General features: G+C 58.9%; 14 protein-coding genes, 3 tRNA genes and 1 pseudogene. 12 read left to right on the forward strand and 6 right to left on the reverse strand.

Going from position 1 to position 19,849, the window contains the following annotated elements; all coding sequences use genetic code 11:
* Positions 1 to 10: 10 nt before the first annotated feature.
* Positions 11 to 736: a UDP-2,3-diacylglucosamine diphosphatase gene (gene lpxH / locus BMY22_RS19190; protein WP_090624725.1), complete on the reverse strand. Its 726-nt coding sequence runs from the start codon at positions 734 to 736 to the stop codon at positions 11 to 13.
* Between the two features lie 5 nt (positions 737 to 741).
* Positions 742 to 1,236: a peptidylprolyl isomerase gene (locus BMY22_RS19195; RefSeq protein WP_090624727.1), complete on the reverse strand. Its 495-nt coding sequence runs from the start codon at positions 1,234 to 1,236 to the stop codon at positions 742 to 744.
* 156 nt (positions 1,237 to 1,392) lie between these two features.
* Between BMY22_RS19195 and BMY22_RS19200 the strand changes: the two genes are divergently transcribed.
* Together BMY22_RS19200 and cysS are read left to right on the forward strand one after the other, a co-directional pair.
* On the forward strand, positions 1,393 to 3,066 hold the full coding sequence (locus BMY22_RS19200; RefSeq protein WP_090624728.1) for a glutamine--tRNA ligase/YqeY domain fusion protein: 1,674 nt from the start codon (positions 1,393 to 1,395) through the stop codon (positions 3,064 to 3,066).
* Positions 3,067 to 4,452 carry a cysteine--tRNA ligase gene (cysS, locus tag BMY22_RS19205; protein ID WP_090624730.1) on the forward strand — a complete coding sequence of 462 codons (1,386 nt, stop codon included), beginning with the start codon at positions 3,067 to 3,069 and terminating at the stop codon, positions 4,450 to 4,452.
* A gap of 244 nt (positions 4,453 to 4,696) precedes the next feature.
* Here the strand turns inward: cysS and folD are convergent, their stop codons facing one another.
* Positions 4,697 to 5,551: a bifunctional methylenetetrahydrofolate dehydrogenase/methenyltetrahydrofolate cyclohydrolase FolD gene (gene folD, locus BMY22_RS19210; RefSeq protein WP_090624732.1), complete on the reverse strand. Its 855-nt coding sequence runs from the start codon at positions 5,549 to 5,551 to the stop codon at positions 4,697 to 4,699.
* Positions 5,552 to 5,822: 271 nt separating this feature from the next.
* Between folD and BMY22_RS19215 the strand changes: the two genes are divergently transcribed.
* The 9 genes from BMY22_RS19215 to BMY22_RS19260 all read left to right on the forward strand — a co-directional run bounded on the left by BMY22_RS19215 (position 5,823) and on the right by BMY22_RS19260 (position 14,732).
* Positions 5,823 to 5,899 (forward strand) — tRNA-Arg (locus BMY22_RS19215).
* 39 nt (positions 5,900 to 5,938) lie between these two features.
* Positions 5,939 to 6,014: transfer RNA gene (locus BMY22_RS19220), tRNA-His, on the forward strand.
* 57 nt (positions 6,015 to 6,071) lie between these two features.
* Positions 6,072 to 6,156, forward strand: a tRNA-Leu gene (locus BMY22_RS19225).
* A gap of 136 nt (positions 6,157 to 6,292) precedes the next feature.
* Positions 6,293 to 7,603, forward strand: a complete 1,311-nt coding sequence (tig, locus tag BMY22_RS19230; protein WP_090624734.1) for a trigger factor — start codon at positions 6,293 to 6,295, stop codon at positions 7,601 to 7,603.
* 104 nt (positions 7,604 to 7,707) lie between these two features.
* Positions 7,708 to 8,328: an ATP-dependent Clp endopeptidase proteolytic subunit ClpP gene (clpP, locus tag BMY22_RS19235; RefSeq protein WP_090624747.1), complete on the forward strand. Its 621-nt coding sequence runs from the start codon at positions 7,708 to 7,710 to the stop codon at positions 8,326 to 8,328.
* 103 nt (positions 8,329 to 8,431) lie between these two features.
* Positions 8,432 to 9,712, forward strand: a complete 1,281-nt coding sequence (gene clpX / locus BMY22_RS19240) for an ATP-dependent Clp protease ATP-binding subunit ClpX (protein ID WP_090624736.1) — start codon at positions 8,432 to 8,434, stop codon at positions 9,710 to 9,712.
* Positions 9,713 to 9,840: 128 nt separating this feature from the next.
* Complete coding sequence (gene lon, locus BMY22_RS19245) at positions 9,841 to 12,234, forward strand: endopeptidase La (protein ID WP_425265982.1); 2,394 nt, start codon at positions 9,841 to 9,843, stop codon at positions 12,232 to 12,234.
* Between the two features lie 136 nt (positions 12,235 to 12,370).
* Positions 12,371 to 12,643 (forward strand): nucleoid-associated protein HU-beta, encoded by a 273-nt coding sequence (gene hupB, locus BMY22_RS19250; RefSeq protein ID WP_012700946.1) that lies wholly within the window; start codon positions 12,371 to 12,373, stop codon positions 12,641 to 12,643.
* A gap of 214 nt (positions 12,644 to 12,857) precedes the next feature.
* Entirely contained in the window at positions 12,858 to 14,732 is a 1,875-nt protein-coding gene (locus BMY22_RS19260; RefSeq protein WP_090624739.1) for a SurA N-terminal domain-containing protein, read from the forward strand.
* Positions 14,733 to 14,833: 101 nt separating this feature from the next.
* On the opposite strand, the gene phaC is transcribed toward BMY22_RS19260, so the two are convergent.
* The 3 genes from phaC to phbB form a co-directional block, all read right to left on the reverse strand.
* Positions 14,834 to 16,537 (reverse strand): class I poly(R)-hydroxyalkanoic acid synthase, encoded by a 1,704-nt coding sequence (gene phaC / locus BMY22_RS19265; protein ID WP_090624741.1) that lies wholly within the window; start codon positions 16,535 to 16,537, stop codon positions 14,834 to 14,836.
* A gap of 246 nt (positions 16,538 to 16,783) precedes the next feature.
* Positions 16,784 to 17,962: an acetyl-CoA C-acetyltransferase gene (locus BMY22_RS19270; protein ID WP_090624743.1), complete on the reverse strand. Its 1,179-nt coding sequence runs from the start codon at positions 17,960 to 17,962 to the stop codon at positions 16,784 to 16,786.
* A 64-nt stretch (positions 17,963 to 18,026) separates the two neighbouring features.
* Positions 18,027 to 18,770 (reverse strand): acetoacetyl-CoA reductase, encoded by a 744-nt coding sequence (gene phbB, locus BMY22_RS19275; protein WP_090624745.1) that lies wholly within the window; start codon positions 18,768 to 18,770, stop codon positions 18,027 to 18,029.
* An 866-nt stretch (positions 18,771 to 19,636) separates the two neighbouring features.
* Between phbB and BMY22_RS19285 the strand changes: the two are divergent.
* A pseudogene (locus BMY22_RS19285) lies at positions 19,637 to 19,849 on the forward strand (IS4 family transposase); the annotation flags it as partial.

A 19,849-nucleotide genomic window follows, 5' to 3' on the forward strand; every position in this document is an offset into this window, starting at 1 on the left:
GGCCCTGGGATTAGTGGATCGGGAAGGCGTCCAGGTGGTAGCCCCGGTCATCGATTTCCAGTACCCACCCCTGGCGATTCCAGTCGCCGAGGACTATGCGTCGGGCATCCCGGCCATTCACTTGCAGTGCGTGCACGGCGGGGCGATGGGTATGGCCGTGGATCAGGGTCAGTACGCCATGCTCGGCCATGATCCGCGGTATCTCCTCGGGGGTGACGTCGACGATCTCGGCGGCTTTCTGGCGGACCTGCTGGCGGCTGGCGTCGCGCCACTTGCGGGCCAGTTGTTGGCGCTTGGAGAGGGGCAGGTGGCGCAGGAGCCATACCGACAGTGGGTTGCGCAGGCGCCGGCGAAAGCGCATGTAGGCGACGTCCCTGGTGCACAGGGTGTCGCCGTGCATCAGTAATGCGGGGGCGCCGTTCAGGTTGATCCGGCTGGGGTCGCGCAGCAGGCTGCAGCCGGCCTGGCGGCAGAACGAGCGGCCGACGAGAAAGTCGCGATTGCCGTGCATGAGGAAGATCCGCGTGCCCCGGTCCGCGACATCGCGCAGCGCCTTGGCGATGGAGTACTGGAAAGGCGACATGGCATCGTCGCCGATCCAGACCTCGAAGAAGTCACCGAGGATGTATAGCGCCTCTGCCTGGCTGGCGCGCTCCTTCAGGAAGCGCAGAAACGCCCGGCTGATGTCCGGGCGCTCCTCGTCGAGATGCAGATCCGAGATCAGCAGCGTGGCCATCTGGATTATTCGACGATCTCGGCCTTCTCGATGATCACGTCGTCTACCGGCACGTCGCCATGGCCGGCACGGCTGCCGGTGGCCACGGCCTTGATCTTGTCGATCACGTCCATGCCTTCCACTACTTCGCCGAACACCGCATAACCCCAGCCCTGAGTGGTCGGTGCGGTGTGGTCGAGGAAGCCGTTGTCCTTGACGTTGATGAAGAACTGCGCGCTGGCCGAGTGCGGGTCCATAGTGCGGGCCATGGCGATGGTCCCGGTCTTGTTGGACAGACCGTTGTTGGCCTCGTTCTTGATCGGAGCGCGGGTCGACTTTTGCTTCATGCCCGGCTCGAAACCGCCGCCCTGGATCATGAAGTTGCCGATTACGCGGTGGAAGATGGTGCCGTCGTAATGGCCTTCCTTCACGTACTGCTCGAAGTTGGCCGCGGTTTCCGGCGCCTTGTCGGCGAACAGTTTCAGGGTGATGGTGCCGTGGTTGGTATGCAGTTTGATCATGACTGGGTTCCGCTGGGTGGTGAGGGGCGCCCAGACCTCGCCGGCTGGTGGGTCGTTGCTGCCGGGTCTCTGTCAGGGGCATGACGGGTCCGCTATGATAAGCCCTTTGCATTGGCCGGCCTACCCTGGCTGGCGCCGACATGTTCCAAGGATCCCATGAGCAAGCCCGAGACTCCCGCCGCTGCCGCGAATTTCCTCCGCCCGATCGTCCAGGCCGACCTGGAATCGGGCAAGCACGCCAAGATCGTCACTCGTTTCCCGCCGGAGCCCAACGGCTATCTGCACATCGGCCATGCCAAGTCGATCTGCCTGAATTTCGGCCTGGCCAAGGAATTCGGTGGCGAGTGCAATCTGCGCTTCGATGACACCAACCCGGCCAAGGAAGACCAGGAATACATCGACGCGATCAAGGCGGATGTTGAGTGGCTGGGTTTCCAGTGGGCCGGCGAGGAGCGCTACGCCTCCAACTACTTCGACCAGTTGTTCGACTGGGCGGTGCACCTGATCAAGGCCGGCCAGGCCTACGTCTGCGACCTGTCGCCGGACGAGGCGCGCGCCTACCGCGGCAGCCTGACCGAGCTGGGCAAGAACAGCCCGTTCCGCGAGCGCAGCGTCGAGGAGAACCTCGACCTGTTCGCCCGGATGAAAGCCGGCGAGTTCCCCGACGGCGCCCGTGCGCTGCGGGCGAAGATCGACATGGCCTCGCCGAACATGAACCTGCGCGACCCGATCCTCTACCGCATCCGCCACGCCCATCACCACCAGACCGGCGACAAGTGGTGCATCTACCCGAGCTACGACTTCACCCACGGCCAGTCGGACGCCATCGAGGGCATCACCCACTCGATCTGCACCCTGGAGTTCGAGGATCACCGCCCGCTGTACGAGTGGTTCCTGGCCAACCTGCCGGTGCCGGCCCAGCCGCGCCAGTACGAGTTCGCCCGCCTCAACCTGAACTACACCATCACCAGCAAGCGCAAGCTCAAGCAGCTGGTCGATGAAGGCCACGTCAACGGTTGGGATGACCCGCGCATGTCGACCCTGTCCGGCTACCGTCGCCGCGGCTACACCCCGGGCTCGATCCGCCACTTCTGCGACCTGATCGGCGTCAACCGCGCCGGCGGCCTGGTCGACATCGGCATGCTGGAGTTCGCCATCCGCGAGGATCTGGACGCCAACGCCGCGCGCGCCATGTGCGTGCTCAAGCCGCTCAAGGTGGTCATCACCAACTATCCGGAAGGCCAGGTCGAGAACCTCGAGCTGCCGCGCCATCCCAAGCAGGACATGGGTGTGCGCGTGCTGCCGTTCTCCCGTGAGATCTACATCGACGCCAGCGACTTCGAGGAAGTCCCGCCGGCCGGCTACAAGCGCCTGATCCCCGGCGGCGAAGTGCGCCTGCGCGGCAGCTACGTGATCCGCGCCGACGAGGCGATCAAGGACGCCGCCGGCAACATCGTCGAACTGCGCTGCAGCTACGACGAGAACACCCTCGGTAAGAACCCGGAAGGCCGCAAGGTCAAGGGCGTGATCCACTGGGTGCCGGCCGCCGAAAGCGTCGAGTGCGAGGTGCGCCTGTACGACCGTCTGTTCAAGGCCGCCAACCCGGAGAAGACCGACGAGGAGGGCGGCAGCTTCCTCGACAACATCAACCCGGAATCCCTGGTGGTGCTCAAGGGCTGCCGCGCCGAGCCGTCGCTGGCCAATGCCGCGCCGGAAGAGCGCTTCCAGTTCGAGCGCGAGGGCTACTTCTGCGCCGACCTCAAGGACAGCAAGCCGGGCGCGCCGGTGTTCAACCGCACCGTCACCCTGCGCGATTCCTGGGGGCAGTAAATGACGCTTTCCATCTACAGCACCCTGTCCAAGAGCAAGGACGCGTTCAAGCCGCTGGAAGGCAACAAGGTGCGCATGTACGTGTGCGGCATGACCGTCTACGACTTCTGCCACATCGGCCATGCGCGGGTGATGGTGGCGTTCGACGTGGTTGCCCGCTGGTTGCGCCATCGCGGCTATGAGCTGACCTACGTGCGCAACATCACCGACATCGACGACAAGATCATCAAGCGCGCCAACGAGAACGGCGAGTCGTTCCAGGCGCTGGTCGGCCGGATGATCGCCGCGATGCACGAGGACGAGGCGCGGCTCAACGTGCTGCGTCCGGACATCGAGCCGCGCGCCACCGACCACATCGCCGGCATGCACACGATGATCCAGACCCTGATCGACAAGGGCTTCGCCTACGCCCCCGGCAACGGCGACGTCTACTACCGGGTCGGCAAGTTCGAGGGCTACGGCAAGCTGTCGCGGCGCAAGATCGAGGACCTGAAGATCGGCGCGCGCATCGAGGTCGACGAGGCCAAGGAAGATCCGCTCGACTTCGTGCTGTGGAAGGGCGCCAAGCCGGGCGAGCCGAGCTGGGAATCGCCGTGGGGCGCCGGCCGTCCGGGCTGGCACATCGAGTGCTCGGTGATGTCCACCTGCTGCCTGGGCGAGACCTTCGACATCCACGGCGGCGGCCCGGACCTGGTGTTCCCGCACCACGAGAACGAGATCGCGCAGAGCGAGGCGGCCACCGGCAAGCTGTACGCCAACGCCTGGATGCACGCCGGCGCGGTGCGCGTCGACGGCGAGAAGATGTCCAAGAGCCTCGGCAACTTCTTTACCATCCGCGAGGTGCTGGAGAAGTACCACCCCGAGGTGGTGCGCTACCTGCTGGTGTCCAGCCACTACCGCAGCCCGATCAACTACTCCGAGGACAGCCTGCGCGAGGCCAAGGGCGCCCTGGAGCGCTTCTACAACGGCCTCAAGGGCCTGTCGGACGCGGCGCCTGCCGGTGGCGAGGAGTTCGCCCTGCGCTTCGGCGCGGCGATGGACGACGACTTCAACTCGCCGGAAGCCTGCGCGGTGCTGTTCGAGATGATCCGCGAGGTCAACCGCCTGCGCGAGACCGATCTCGCCGCCGCCGCGGCGCTGGCCGCGCGCCTCAAGGAGCTGGCCGGTGTGCTCGGCGTGCTGCAGCTCGATCCCGACGCCTTCCTGCAGGCCGGTGCCGCCGGTAAGGTGAATGCCGCTGAGGTGGAGGCGCTGATCGCCGCACGCCTGCAGGCGCGCACCGAGAAGAACTGGGCCGAATCCGACCGCATCCGCGACCAGCTCACCACCATGGGGGTGGTGCTGGAAGATGGCAAGGGCGGGACGACCTGGCGCCTGGCCGAGTGAGGGTTTGGTGAGGGGGCGTACTGGGTGCGCTCGGAGATGAAGAGGCGCCCCTCGCAGACCGTGTGAAAACTTCAGCTCGGTTCTAAGGTTCGCGTTGCTACGCGAAGTCTTCAGAGGTTTTCTGGCTGGCCTTGCTCGGAAAGAGCGAGAGAGTACCAAAGTTGATCATTGGTTGATCGGTGCTTGGCCATCAAAGAGTTTTCACGCGGTCTGCTTGGGATGCCTTTTCGCTTGGGGTGCTGGGTCACTGATGCAGCTGTTCGGCTGCGTATAGCGTGTTTTCCAGAAGGCAGGCGCGGGTCATCGGGCCGACTCCGCCTGGAACGGGGGTGATCCAGCCGGCGCGCTCCGCTGCCGCGGAAAACTCCACGTCACCGACCAGTTTGCCGTCATTCAGGCGATTGATGCCGACGTCGACGACGATGGCGCCCGGCTTAATCCACTCGCCCTTGACCAGGCCCGGTTTGCCGGCGGCGACCACCAGCAGATCGGAGCGGCCGACATGCTCGGCCAGGTTGCGGGTGAAGCGATGGGTGACGGTCACGGTGCAGCCGGCCAGCAGCAGTTCCAGTGCCATTGGGCGGCCGACGATGTTGGAGGCGCCGACGACTGTGGCGTCCAAGCCATGCAGGTCCAGGCCGGTGCTCTGCAGGAGTGTCATGATGCCTTTGGGAGTGCAGGGCCGCAGCAGTGGCATGCGCTGGGCGAGGCGTCCGATGTTGTAGGGATGGAAGCCGTCCACGTCCTTGTCGGGGCGGATACGCTCGAGCAGCAGGGAGGCGTCAAGGTGCTTCGGAAGTGGCAGTTGCACCAGGATTCCGTCGATCGCCGAATCCCCGTTCAGTCGATCGATCAAGGCCAGGAGTTCGTCCTGGCTGGTGCTGGTGGGAAGATCATAGGCTTGGGAATGAAAGCCCACTTCCTCGCAATCCTTGCGCTTATGAGAAACATAGACTTGGGAGGCCGGGTCAGTGCCCACCAGGATCACTGCCAGGCCGGGGGCGCGCAGGTCCTGCTGGCGTCGTTCGGCGACACGTTGGGCGATCTGCTGGCGAAGGCTGGCGGCGATCACTTTGCCGTCGATCAGTTTTGCAGTCATGACGCTTGCTTAACCATGAGGTTGATGGGACGAGGGGCGCATTCTCTCATGGTGAGGCTGGCGGGCCAATGCGAACAACCGGGCGCTGAGGCTATCTTCTACATCTTGCTGATTTATTTAAAAAAACACTGTTGACAGAAAGTAGTCCGCTTTATAAGATTCGCCCCGCTTGCCGAGCACAGCCTGTCGCTAGGTAGAAGGGCGGGGTCGAATGAGAGTTCGCTCTGAAAAAGCTTCGAGTTTGCGCTCTGTGCAGAATGCAGACGAAAAAGCGCCCGTAGCTCAGCTGGATAGAGCATCCGCCTTCTAAGCGGATGGTCGCAGGTTCGAGTCCTGCCGGGCGCGCCACGAGGCGGCACGGCTCAAGCGTGTAAGTAGCAAAATATGGTGGGCGTAGCTCAGTTGGTAGAGCACAGGATTGTGGCTCCTGGTGTCGTGGGTTCGATTCCCATCGTCCACCCCATATTCCAAGGCGCCAGGCTAATAGCCTGGCGTTTTCGTTTCTCAAGAGTCTGGCCACGCGGATGTGGTGGAATTGGTAGACACACTGGATTTAGGTTCCAGCGCCGCAAGGCATAAGAGTTCGAGTCTCTTCATCCGCACCATTTTCTATCTCTCTTCTCCCTCCCGTATGCCGCCTGTTCTCTGTAGGGTGACTTCTGCAATTTGACCCACTAGAATGCATGCCCTTGATTTGGGGCCGCCAAGGGCCGGCTAACGTCTGTGCAACGAGGAATATCCATGCAAGTTTCTGTTGAAAGCACCTCCGCTCTCGAGCGCCGCCTGACGATTGGTGTGCCGGTCGAGCGCATCGAGACCGAAGTCAACAAGCGTCTGCAGCAGACTGCTCGTCGTGCCAAGATTCCTGGTTTCCGTCCCGGCAAGGTGCCGATGAACGTGATTCGCCAGCGCTACGAAGAGTCGGCTCGCCAGGAGGCCTTGGGCGATCTGATCCAGGCTAGCTTCTATGAGGCGGTGCTCGAGCAGAAGCTGAAGCCGGCCGGTGCTCCTTCCGTTGAGCCGAAGGTCTTCGAGAAAGGCAAGGATCTGGAATACGTTGCCACCTTCGAGGTTTATCCCGAGTTCGAAGTCGTCGGTCTGGAGAGTATTGCCATCGAGCGTCTGCAGGCTGAAGTCGCGGAGTCCGATGTCGATAACATGCTGGAGGTCCTGCGCAAGCAGAACACCCGCTACAAGCAGGTTGAGCGTGACGCACAGAATGGTGATCAGCTGAACATCGATTTTGTCGGCAAAATCGATGGTGAAGCCTTCGCGGGTGGCTCTGCCAAGGGTACGCTGCTGGTGTTGGGCTCCGGGCGGATGATCGAGGGCTTCGAGGCGGGGCTGGTCGGTGCGAAGGCTGGTGAAGAGCGCGTTCTGTCCCTGACCTTCCCGGAGGATTATCAGAATCTGGATCTGGCAGGTAAGGTTGCCGAGTTCACTGTAACCGTCAATGCAGTGGCCGAGGCCGAGCTGCCCGAGCTGAATGCGGAGTTTTTCGCCTTGTTTGGCATTGCCGAGCCGAGCCTGGATGCTTTCCGTGCCGAGGTTGGCAAGAACATGGAGCGTGAGTTACGCCAAGCGATCAAGTCCAAGGTGAAGGCTCAGGTGATGGACGGCCTGCTGGCGGCCAATCCGATCGAGGTGCCCAAGGCGCTGATCGAGAGCGAAGTAAACCGTCTGCGTGTTCAGGCGGTGCAGCAGTTCGGTGGCAACATCAAGCCGGAACAACTGCCGGCAGATCTGTTCCAGGAGCAGGCCAAGCGTCGTGTCGTGTTGGGGTTGATCGTTGCTGAGATAGTCAAGCAGTTCGAGATCAAACCGGATGAGGCGAAGGTACGAGCTCTGATCGAGGAAATCGCTTCTGCCTATCAGGAGCCGGGGCAGGTTATCGCTTGGTACTACGGTAACGACCAGCAGCTTGGTGAAGTTCGTTCGGTTGTGCTGGAGGAGCAAGTTGTAGATACTGTCCTTCAGAAGGCCAACGTAACTGATAAAGCGGTCTCTTACGAAGAAGCTGTCAAGCCAGCGGAAACCCCGCAAGCTGCCTGATTCTTCCCTCGTGTGAGTACATCCATAAGCCAGCCTTCGTGCTGGCTTATTTGCATTTTAAGACCTGACCATTAGGGAGCGATCGGGACATGACCAATCATTTCATGCAAATGCCGGAAATCCAGGCCGCTGGAGGCCTGGTGCCGATGGTGATCGAGCAGTCCGCCCGCGGTGAGCGTGCGTACGACATCTATTCGCGTCTCTTGAAGGAGCGGGTGATATTCATGGTTGGCCAGGTAGAGGACTACATGGCGAACTTGATCGTGGCCCAACTGTTGTTTCTCGAGGCGGAGAATCCCGACAAGGATATCCATCTCTACATCAATTCGCCTGGTGGCTCCGTGACGGCAGGTATGTCCATTTACGACACCATGCAGTTCATCAAGCCTGACGTTTCCACCATCTGCATCGGCCAAGCCTGCAGCATGGGGGCCTTGTTGTTGGCCGGTGGGGCAGCCGGCAAGCGATACTGTCTGCCGCATTCGCGGATGATGATCCACCAACCCTTGGGTGGGTTCCAGGGACAGGCATCGGATATCGAGATCCATGCCCGGGAAATCCTTACCATTCGTGAGCGTTTGAACAAGATCCTGGCGCATCACACCGGTCAGCCCATTGATGTGATTGCCCGCGACACGGATCGTGACAATTTCATGAGCGGTGAGGAGGCGGTCAAATACCGCCTCATCGATCAGGTCCTCACGCATCGTCAGTTGGTGGGCTGAACCTGTCCCAAGGGCAGTCTGAAATTGCGACTGCCCTTGGGCTTGAAAATGCCCGCATTTGCCTTCATCTTGTGTTGCAAGCCTACCGGATTGGATTGATCGAATGACTGACACCCGTAACGGCGAGGACAATGGCAAACTGCTTTATTGCTCCTTCTGCGGCAAGAGCCAGCATGAGGTGCGTAAGTTGATTGCTGGGCCCTCGGTCTTTATTTGTGACGAGTGCGTCGACCTGTGCAACGACATTATCCGAGAGGAAGTGCAAGAAGCCCAGGCCGAAAGTAGTGCTCATAAGCTGCCCGCACCCAAGGAAATCAGTACCATCCTCGACCAATATGTCATTGGTCAGGAGCGCGCCAAGAAGGTCTTGGCGGTGGCGGTGTACAACCACTACAAGCGCCTGAACCAGCGTGACAAGAAAGATGATGTCGAGCTTGGCAAGAGCAATATTCTGTTGATCGGACCGACGGGTTCCGGCAAGACGCTGCTGGCCGAAACCTTGGCGCGTCTGTTGAACGTTCCCTTCACGATCGCTGACGCCACCACTCTGACCGAGGCGGGCTATGTCGGTGAGGACGTCGAGAACATCATTCAGAAGCTGCTGCAGAAGTGCGATTACGACGTTGAAAAAGCCCAGATGGGCATCGTCTATATTGACGAAATCGACAAGATCTCGCGCAAGTCCGACAACCCGTCGATTACACGCGACGTTTCGGGGGAGGGGGTTCAGCAGGCGCTCCTTAAGCTGATCGAAGGGACTGTGGCATCCGTTCCTCCGCAGGGTGGGCGCAAGCATCCGCAGCAGGAGTTCCTGCAGGTCGATACCCGCAATATCCTCTTTATCTGTGGCGGCGCATTTTCCGGGTTGGAAAAAGTGATCCAGAACCGCTCGACGAGAGGGGGGATCGGCTTCAACGCCGAAGTGCGGAGCCCGGAGGCCGGCAAGAAAATTGGCGAGGCGCTTCGCGATGTGGAACCGGATGACTTGGTCAAGTTTGGGTTGATTCCCGAGTTTGTCGGTCGCTTGCCGGTCATCGCCACGCTCGATGAGCTGGACGAGGCTGCTTTGGTGCAGATCCTCACGGAGCCGAGGAATGCATTGACCAAGCAGTATGGCAAGCTGTTCGAAATGGAAGGGGTAGAGCTCGAGTTTCGTCCAGATGCACTGCGGGCCGTTGCCTTGCGGGCTCTCGAGCGCAAGACCGGGGCGCGTGGATTGCGTTCCATCTTGGAGGGTATCCTGCTAGATACCATGTATGAGATTCCCTCTCAGCCAGGCGTCAGCAAGGTAGTCATCGATGAAAGCGTCATCGATGGTGCTTCCAAGCCTCTGCTGATCTATGAGAACGTGGAGCCGCCTGCCAAGGCTGCGCCTGATGCTTGATCCGGAAAGGGGCCTTCGGGCCCCTTTGCATTTCTACTGCAGCGCTTGTTTTTTCCCAAGGCTAACCCCATCTTAAAAATCAGGGTACGCCCATCACTCCGGTCCTGAGCCCTCGTAGAGCCTAAATCATGAATACGATCGAATTGCCTCTTCTGCCGCTGCGTGATGTCGTCGTATATCCGCACATGGTAATCCCGCTGTTCGTGGGTCGTGAAAAGTCCATCGAAGCCCTCGAGTCGGCAATGAGTGGGGATAAGCAGATTCTCCTGTTGGCACAGAAGAATCCTGCGGATGATGATCCGGGAGAGGACTCGCTCTATCGGGTTGGCACCGTTGCGACAGTCCTGCAACTGCTGAAGCTTCCCGATGGTACCGTCAAGGTCCTTGTTGAAGGTGAGCAGCGAGGGGTCATAGAGCGCTTTATTGATGCCGATGGACACAGCCGAGCAGAGCTGTCCTTGGTCGAGGAGGCTCCGGCCGTCGAGCGAGAGGGAGAGGTTTTTATCCGTAGCCTGCTCAGCCAGTTCGAGCAGTATGTCCAACTGGGCAAGAAGGTTCCTGCCGAGGTTCTATCGTCCCTGAATAGCATTGATGAGCCGGGGCGACTGGTAGATACCATGGCTGCGCACATGGCGCTCAAGCTCGAGCAGAAGCAGGAAATTCTGGAAATTTCCGATCTGTCGGCCCGGGTCGAGCATGTTCTGGCACTTCTGGATGCCGAGATCGACCTATTGCAGGTCGAGAAGCGTATCCGTGGTCGAGTGAAGAAGCAGATGGAGCGTAGTCAGCGCGAGTATTATCTGAATGAGCAGATGAAGGCCATTCAGAAAGAGCTTGGCGATATCGACGAAGGTCATAGCGAGATCGACGACCTGAAGCAGCGCATCGAATCCGCCGGCCTGACCAAGGAGGCTCTGGGCAAGGCCTATGCCGAGTTGAACAAGCTAAAGCAGATGTCGCCGATGTCTGCCGAAGCCACTGTTGTGCGTTCCTATATTGATTGGCTGGTCAATGTGCCTTGGAAGGCCGAGAGCAAGGTTCGGTTGGATCTCTCCAAGGCCGAGACTATTCTCGATACGGATCATTACGGTTTGGAGGAAGTCAAGGAGCGCATCCTCGAGTATCTTGCCGTGCAGAAGCGGGTGAAGAAGCTCAAGGGGCCTGTGCTCTGTCTGGTTGGGCCGCCTGGTGTGGGCAAGACTTCCCTGGCTGAGTCCATTGCGCGGGCTACGAACCGCAAGTTCGTGCGCATGGCGCTTGGTGGTGTGCGTGACGAGGCCGAGATCCGTGGTCACCGTCGTACCTACATTGGCTCGATGCCAGGGCGGTTGATTCAGAAGATGACCAAGGTCGGGGTTCGTAACCCTCTTTTCCTCCTCGACGAGATCGACAAAATGGGCAGCGACATGCGGGGAGATCCTGCTTCTGCTCTGTTGGAGGTGCTCGATCCGGAGCAGAACCATAATTTCAATGATCATTACCTAGAGGTCGATTACGATCTGTCGGATGTGATGTTCGTCTGTACCGCCAATTCGATGAATATTCCGGCACCACTCCTGGATCGCATGGAGGTGATACGTCTTCCTGGCTATACCGAGGACGAGAAGGTCAATATCGCCGTTAAATATCTGTCGTCTAAGCAAACCCAGGCCAACGGTCTAAAAAAAGGGGAGCTAGGGTTCGATGAGGCAGCAATTCGCGACATGATTCGTTACTACACCCGCGAGGCGGGTGTGCGCAGCCTTGAGCGACAGATAGCCAAGGTCTGTCGCAAGGTGGTCAAGGAGAATGCTAAGGAAAAGCATTTCAAGGTTATGGTGACGGCCGATTCGCTGGAGCATTTCCTTGGGGTTCGCAAATACCGCTATGGCTTGGCGGAGCAGCAGGATCAGATCGGTCAGGTCACCGGTCTGGCCTGGACTCAGGTTGGCGGCGAACTGTTGACCATAGAAGCGGCGGTCGTGCCGGGCAAGGGGCAACTGATCAAGACCGGATCACTTGGCGATGTGATGGTCGAGTCCATTACTGCAGCCTTGACTGTTGTGCGCAGTAGGGCAAAGAGCCTCGGTATTCCGCTGGATTTTCACGAGAAACGGGACATCCACATCCATATGCCGGAGGGAGCGACTCCTAAGGATGGTCCTAGTGCGGGTGTGGGAATGTGTACCGCCTTGGTTTCTGCGCTGACGCAAATTCCCGTGAGGGCCGACGTAGCAATGACTGGTGAAATTACATTGCGTGGTCAAGTGTTGGCCATCGGTGGATTAAAAGAGAAACTTCTGGCAGCTCATCGTGGTGGCATCAAGGTCGTTATCATTCCTGAAGAAAACGTCCGCGATTTAAAAGAAATTCCCGAAAATATTAAACAGGACTTGCAGATCAAACCGGTCAAATGGATTGACGAGGTCCTACAGATTGCGCTGCAATACGCGCCAGAGCCCTTGCCTGACGCGGCTCCCGAGATGGTTGCCAAGGACGAGAAGCGCGAGATTGACCCCAAGGAGAGAGTCAGTACGCATTAGTCAGGGGCGCTTTCCTTGACACCTTTTTCGAGCGCTTGATATAAAGCGACTCTTTTCGTGTAGGCAAGCCATCCAGCACCCGCTTTGCCTACACCAAGATCAAGAAATAACCCAAATAGAAATAAGGGGACCTAGAGTGAACAAGTCGGAATTGATTGATGCTATTGCTGCATCTGCTGATATCCCGAAAGCTGTTGCTGGCCGAGCGCTGGACGCAGTGATTGAATCTGTCACTGGCGCCCTGAAGGCTGGTGATTCTGTGGTGCTGGTTGGCTTTGGTACTTTCGCTGTCAAAGAGCGTGCTGCCCGTACTGGTCGCAACCCTCAGACTGGTAAGCCGATCAATATCGAAGCAGCTAAGATTCCGGGCTTCAAGGCTGGCAAGGCTTTGAAAGACGCCGTCAACTGAGCTTCTTTCGAGCCTATGGCTCGTAGGGTTGCTTGGTTTGGCTATGGGGCGGTAGTGTTAGTCGGTTAGCATGCCGGCTTGTCACATCGGGGATTGTGGATTTGCTCCCACCCGCTTCGCCAGCTACGAGAAGGCGCATCTTTGGATGCGCCTTTCTTCTATTCAGAATCTACCAGTGTTAAATGGCTGTCTCGCAGCCGTTTCTGGGGGACGCATGCTGCAGAACATCAGGGACAATTCACAGGGGTGGATTGCCAAGACTATCATCGGTGTCATCGTCGTGCTGTTGGGTTTGACGGGCTTCGACGCCATTCTCAGTACCACTCGCAACAGTCAGAATGCGGCCGAGGTCAATGGCGCGAAAATCGGCCTGATGGAACTGAACCAGGCAGTGGAGATGCAGCGTCGCCAACTGCTCCAGCAGCTTGGCAAGGATTTTGACGCTTCGCAGTTGAGCGAGGGGGTGCTGCGCAACGCAGCGCTCAATGGCCTGATAGAGCGTAAGCTTTTGTTGCAGGGAGCCGAATCGGCGGGCTTCGCCTTTTCCCAGGGCGCTTTGGACCAATTGATCCTGCATACCCCGGAGTTTCAGGTAGAAGGCAAGTTTGACGCCACTAGATTTGATCGGGTCATTGCGCAGATGGGGTACAGCCGCTCGCAGTTCCGCCAGATGCTGGAGCAAGAGATGCTGATAGGCCAGCTGCGTGCTGGTTTGGCTGGCAGTGGCTTTGTGACGGATCGCGAGGTTGAGGCTTTTGCCCGTCTGGAGCAGCAGACGCGCGACTTCGCTACTCTGACGTTGTCTGCCGAGCCGACGGGCGTGAAGCTCGAGGATAGCGCAGTCCAAGCCTATTACGATGAACATGCCACTCGTTACATGACCCCTGAGCAGGTTGTGGTGGAGTATGTCGAGTTGCGGCGAGATACTTTCTTCAATCAGGTGGAGGTCAAGGATGAGGACTTGCAAGCGCTCTATCAGCGAGAAATTGCTAATCTTGCCGAGCAACGTCAGGCTGCACATATTCTCATTGATGTGAATGACAACCTGAGCGATGAGCAGGCAAAGGCCAAGGTGGACGAGCTCAAGGCGCGCATCGATAAAGGCGAGGATTTTGCCACTCTGGCCAAGGAGTTCTCCAAGGATCCAGGTTCGGCTGGTAAGGGGGGCGACTTGGGTTATGCGGGGCCTGGCGTTTACGACCCGGCATTCGAGCAAGCACTCTATGCCTTGAAGAAAGGTGAGGTCAGTTCTCCAATTCGTAGCGAATTCGGCTGGCATCTGATCAAGCTGGTGGATGTGCGGGCGCCTGAAATTCCCAGCTTCGATAGCTTGAAAGAAAAACTGGTACGTGATCTGAAGTCCGATCAAGTCGAGCAAGCTTTCGTCGAGGCGTCTCGTAAGCTGGAAAACGCAGCCTTTGAGGCCTCGGATCTTACCCAGCCTGCCCAGGAGCTCAGCCTTCAGGTGAGAGTCAGCTCTCCTTTCGGTCGTGAAGGTGGGGAAGGGTTGACTGCGAATCGACAGGTCATTCAGGCGGCATTTAGTTCTGAAGTGCTTGTGCAAGGCAGCAATAGCGGTGCCATCGAGCTGGATCCGGATACGGTTGTCGTCCTGCGCGTGAAGGAGCATAGAAAGCCCGAGCAAATTCCGTTTGAGCAGGTGGCCGACAGTATTCGAGGTCAGTTGCTGAAGCAGCGTGCTGCTGAGGATGTCAAGAGCAGGGGAGAGGCGCTCCTCAGCGAACTCCGGCAAGGGCACACCCCGGTTGAGCAGGCTCAGCAGGGGGAAGGTTGGCGGGTGGTTGAGGCTGCAGCGCGCAGTCAGGATGGCATCGATCCGGCTATATTGCAGGCTCTCTTCCGTATGCCCAAGCCTGCTGCCGCGGACAAACCGACCTTTGCCGGAGTGGCATTGGCCAACGGTGGCTATGTGCTGATCCGTCTGACGGGTGTCAGCGATCCAGAGGGCGGCTTGTCTGTGGAGGAGAAGGGCATGTACCGGCGCTTCTTGGCTTCGCGCAGTGGCCAGCAGGACTTTGCTGCCTACCGTCGTCAACTCCTGTCTATCGCTGATATCGAGCGCTTCTGAAATTGCTCGAAAGGGCTACCGCAAAAGCAAAATCTGATAGCAACACCTAACCGCTTCGGTGAGGTGTTGCTATCTCATCCCACTCGTCTCTGAGGGGGCTGTCAACCCCTCACGTAGCGACCTGGTGCTGGCTCCAGAACCCGATATTCGCCATTGCCACTCTGCTCTACGGCCGGGCGCTGCTCGCCAGCATGGTGGGTCAGCCAGGCGAACCAATCGTTCCACCAACTACCGGGCTTTTTCTCTGCGGAGTCCATCCAAGTATCTGGATCGACCGGTGTTTGCTCGTTGGTCCAGTAGTGACGCTTGTTCTGTGCCGGCGGGTTGATGACCCCGGCGATATGGCCTGAGGCACCGAGAACGAAGCGGACCCTTCCCGAAACCAGGTTGCTGGTGCTGTAGGCACTGCGCCAAGGAACGATGTGGTCGTCTTGGGTGCCGAGCAAGTAGGTGGGGGCTTTGATATTGCGTAGGTCCAGACGGACACCGCAGCATTCCAGTTGACCGGATTTGAGATCATTCTGGAGGTATGTATGTCGCAGATACCAGCAGTACATAGGGCCAGGGAGGTTTGTGCTGTCATTGTTCCAGAACAACATGTCCAAGGTCCGTGGTTTCTGTCCCTTCAGGTACTTGTCCACGGTGTAGTTCCACCATAGCTCGTTGGGACGCAGCAGGGAGAAGGTGTTGCCCATGTCCTGGCCACGGAACAGGCCGACCGGCCCCCCTTTGCCACCAATGGTGCGTTCTCGCTGGGTGACGAGGTGCTCGTCGACGAAAACGTCGATGACCCCGGTATCGGAATAGTCGAGGAAGGTGGCCAGCAGACTCAGGCTGCTGATACTCTCCTTGTCTCCTTGGGCCTCCAGTACTGCAAGTGCACTGCTCAGCAGGGTTCCGCCAATGCAGAATCCGACGCAGTTGAGCTGTTGTTCGCCACTGATGCTCTGGGTGACCTTGATGGCCTTGATCACTGCATCCTGGATGAAGTCATCCCAAGTCTTGCTTGCGCAGCTTGCGTCAAAATTGCGCCAGGAAACCAAAAATACCTGATGGCCCTGTTCAAGGGCATACCGGACCAACGAGTTCTCCGGCCGCAAGTCGAGGATGTAGTACTTGTTGATCGAGGGAGGAATGATTAGTAGCGGACGCTGGTACTGCTTTTCGCTGAGGGGGCGGTATTGGATGAGCTGGAACAGATCGTTCTCGAACACCACGTCCCCTGGCGTCGTTGCCACGTCGCGCCCCACCAGGAAGTCGCCACTGTCACACTGGCGCAGTTTGCCTTCCTTCAGGTCGCTGGCCAGGTGCAGCATCCCGTTGAACAGGCTGACGCCGTTGCTTTTTACTAGGGCTTCCAGCGCATCCGGGTTGCTGGCGAAGAAATTGCTTGGTGCGCTGGCAGCAATGGCCTGCTCTACAAGGTACTGAAGGCGCTGCCGGGGTTTCTCTTCGTCTATCTGCAACTCCTCGAGAAGCTCCATCATGTAACGGGCGTTGAGCAGGTAATAGGAGGCCAGCGAGCCGAAGAGTGGGGAGCTCCAGTTATCGCTGGCGAAACGCTTGTCCGTGAAGCTGAACGGTTTCCTTGAGAGAAGCTGCAGGCCGAGTTGGTACCATTCCCGTTGATAGTCGGCCTGCATCTGGTGCAGGCGTTCTGCTGGAACGTCGAACCATTTTGCATTGTCCGTGTCGGCAAACCAAGGCGAAGCATTCACCCATAGACGCAACTGTTGTAAGGCGAAATTAGCGACGAAGGGGGTCTGGGCTGACCAGAAGCTTGCGAAGGATGTGGCTTGATCCATGACGTTTATCCTGAAGAGCATACAAAGTCACGGGCTGGATCGAGGTCCAGGACCGATTGCAGGTAGCGGACTGGCATCCTGAGGCCGGACTCGATCTCTCAGGCCGGTCGCTGCCCGTCGCGGTCTGTCCAATCTGGAGTAGATTTCCATTCAGGGTGCCAGTCGACAACGCACGGATACGGGTGAGCCTGTCAGAGCTCACCCGTATCCGTTGCTGCTAGTCGAGCGGTTTTAGATTGTTGGAGCTCAACGCTCTACTGCCAAGGCTACGCCTTGACCACCACCGATACAGAGGGTTGCCAGACCCTTCTTGGCATCGCGCCGAATCATTTCATGCACCAGGGTTACCAGAATGCGGCAACCTGAGGCCCCGATAGGGTGGCCGATGGCGATGGCGCCACCGTTCACGTTGACCTTGCTAGCATCCCACCCCAGTTCCTTGCCAACGCTCAGGGACTGGGCAGCGAAAGCCTCGTTGGCTTCGATCAGGTCGAGTTCGTCCAAGCCCCAGCCAGCCTTTTCCAGGCAACGACGGGTAGCGGAAACCGGACCGATGCCCATGATGGCTGGATCGACACCTGCATTGGCATAGGCCTTGATACGTGCCAGAACCGGTAGGCCGAGCTCCTTGGCTTTCTCGGCGCTCATCAGCAGCACGGCGGCAGCGCCATCGTTGATGCTGGATGAGTTGCCTGCGGTTACGGATCCGTCTTTCTTGAAGGCCGGCTTGAGCTTTGTCAATGCTTCGAGAGTGGTTTCGGCACGTGGTTGTTCGTCGGTGTCGAAAACGATCGGATCACCCTTGCGCTGGGGGATCGAGATGGGGGTGATTTGGCTCCGGAAATGACCGGCTTCGATTGCGGCCACCGCCTTTTGCTGGGACGCTGCAGCGAAGGCGTCCTGTTCCTCCCGGGAGATACCGAATTTCTCGACAAGGTTTTCCGCAGTGATACCCATGTGATAGTTGTTGAAGGCATCCCACAGGCCATCCTGAACCATGCTGTCGAGCAGGTTGGCATGGCCCATGCGCAGGCCTGTGCGTGCACCAGGAAGGACATAAGGCGAAAGGCTCATGTTTTCCTGGCCGCCGGCGATGATCACGTCGGCGTCGCCACAGCGAATGGCTTGGGTGGCGAGATGCAGGGCCTTGAGGCCGGAGCCGCAAACTTTGTTCAGAGTCATGGCGGGAACGGTGTGGGGCAGACCCGCTTTGATCACCGCTTGGCGGGCAGGGTTCTGGCCTGCGCCGGCTGTGAGCACCTGACCCAGAATCACCTCATCGACCTGTGCAGCATCCAGCTTGGTCTGTTCGAGCAAGTGACGGATCACTGCTGCGCCCAGTTCAGCGGCAGGAATGTTGGCCAAGGATCCCTGGAAGCTGCCTACTGCAGTCCGGGTTGCAGCGACGATTACAACCTCTTTCATGAAGGAAACACCTCGTATGAATGGGGGAGTCTGATCGGGAAGCCTAGCAGCCTCCCGAGAGACGTCATTGCATGTTCAGACCGCCGTTGATGGAGAAGTCGGCACCAGTGGCATAGGCAGCCTCATCGGAAGCCAGCCAGGCAACCATGCTGGCGATTTCCTCGGGCTTGCCGAGGCGGCCTACCGGAATGCCGGCAGCGATCTGCTCGAGAACTTCCGGACGCATGGCGCCGGTCATTTCGGTGAGGATGTAGCCGGGAGAGATGGTGTTGACGGTCACGCCCTTGCTGGCCACTTCGCGGGCCAAGGCCATGGTAAAGCCGTGGATACCGGCCTTGGCTGCAGAGTAGTTGGTCTGGCCAAACTGGCCGCGTTGGCCGTTAATGGAGGAGATGTTGATGATGCGGCCCCAGCCTTTGCCGAGCATGTCTTCGATGACCTGCTTGGTGGCATTGAACATGCCGTTGAGGTTGGTGCTGATCACGGCATTCCAGTTTTCCGGCGTGAGTTTGCGGAAGCTGGCGTCGCGGGTTATGCCAGCATTGTTAACCAGTACGTCGATCGTACCGACACGCTCTCGCAGCTCGGCAAAGGCGCGTTGGGTGCTTTCCCAGTCGGTCACGTCGTGCTCGCAGGCTTCGAAGCTGAAACCGTTGTCGCGCTGGGAGGCGAGCCAGCCATCCTTGCGCTTGGACTGCGGGGTACATCCGACGATTACGGTGAAGCCTTCCTTATAGAGACGTTGACTGATCGAAGTCCCGATCCCGCCCATTCCGCCCGTTACAAATGCAATTCGTTGATTGCTCATAGATTTCCCTTCCTTTTGTCGGAGACCCTGGCGACTCTCGACTGCAAAAAGCAGCACGTAAGCTGCGCAGTGTCGGTAGTGTTGCGGCTTACGGGAGCTGATTCTCCGGCTGGCCAGCGTTTTAGGGTAGTGCCCGGTGGTGACATCGTACTGGCTATCGGTGACACCCTTCGGCAGATTTTCTGGGTGACTTTTCTGCCGCGATGTGGACAACTCTTGTATCTGTCGCATGTGTCGTCGGCATGTGGCGAGTCAGGAACGGTTTATAGAGGGGCGGCGATTCCTGTGGTCGGCAAGGAGGCGCGTGCGGCTGGTTCAAGCACAGGAGCGATGAGGTAGATTTGAGCGGATGAAGCAGGGAGGTTTGCGGTAATGGACGTTTCGATGTTGAGCCACCTCGCAGGCGTGCCCGATGCATGAGACGCTGTTTACGGCCCGTTTGGGTTGGAGCGAGCTCGGCGGCAGGAACTAGAATGCTTGGGGTGTTGGTTTCTCCACATGTGTTTGGTCTTTTAGGTCCATGGAAAAGAGCGCGGGAAGGGATATGTTTACAGTCAGTGTGAGTTATGCACGACTCGTCGAGGAGACGCTTGGGGCTGAAGGTTTGGACGTTGGGAGTCTGCTTAGGGAGTTGGATTTAAGCCCGGGCATCTTCAAGGATATAGCCGGTTGCAAGGTACAGGACCTTGCGAGAGTCCTGAGTCGGGCGGTCCTGCAGACCGGCAATCCGGACATTGGGCTCAAGGCCTACGGGCCACCCCTTTCAAGGTCTTTACGTAAACTCCCTTCCCTAAAGCCATCAAGAGGGCAAGGCGGTGTGGGACGAGATTCTGGCGCGATTCGAGAAGCAGGCACCGGCCAGCGTCATGGCACGGCTGGTGTTGGAACGGGCGATGCCGGCTGCCTGGGTCGACGAAGTGTTCGAGACCAACCGGCAGCGCCAGTATCCCCGGGAGCTGCTGTTTTCCACCGTCGTCGAGCTGATGTCGCTGGTTTCCCTGGGGCTGCGCCCTTCGCTGCATGCCGCCGCGCGCCAGATGGACCACCTGCCCGTATCGCTGGCGGCGCTGTACGACAAA

The organism is Azotobacter beijerinckii (assembly GCF_900110885.1).
GTDB lineage: Bacteria > Pseudomonadota > Gammaproteobacteria > Pseudomonadales > Pseudomonadaceae > Azotobacter > Azotobacter beijerinckii.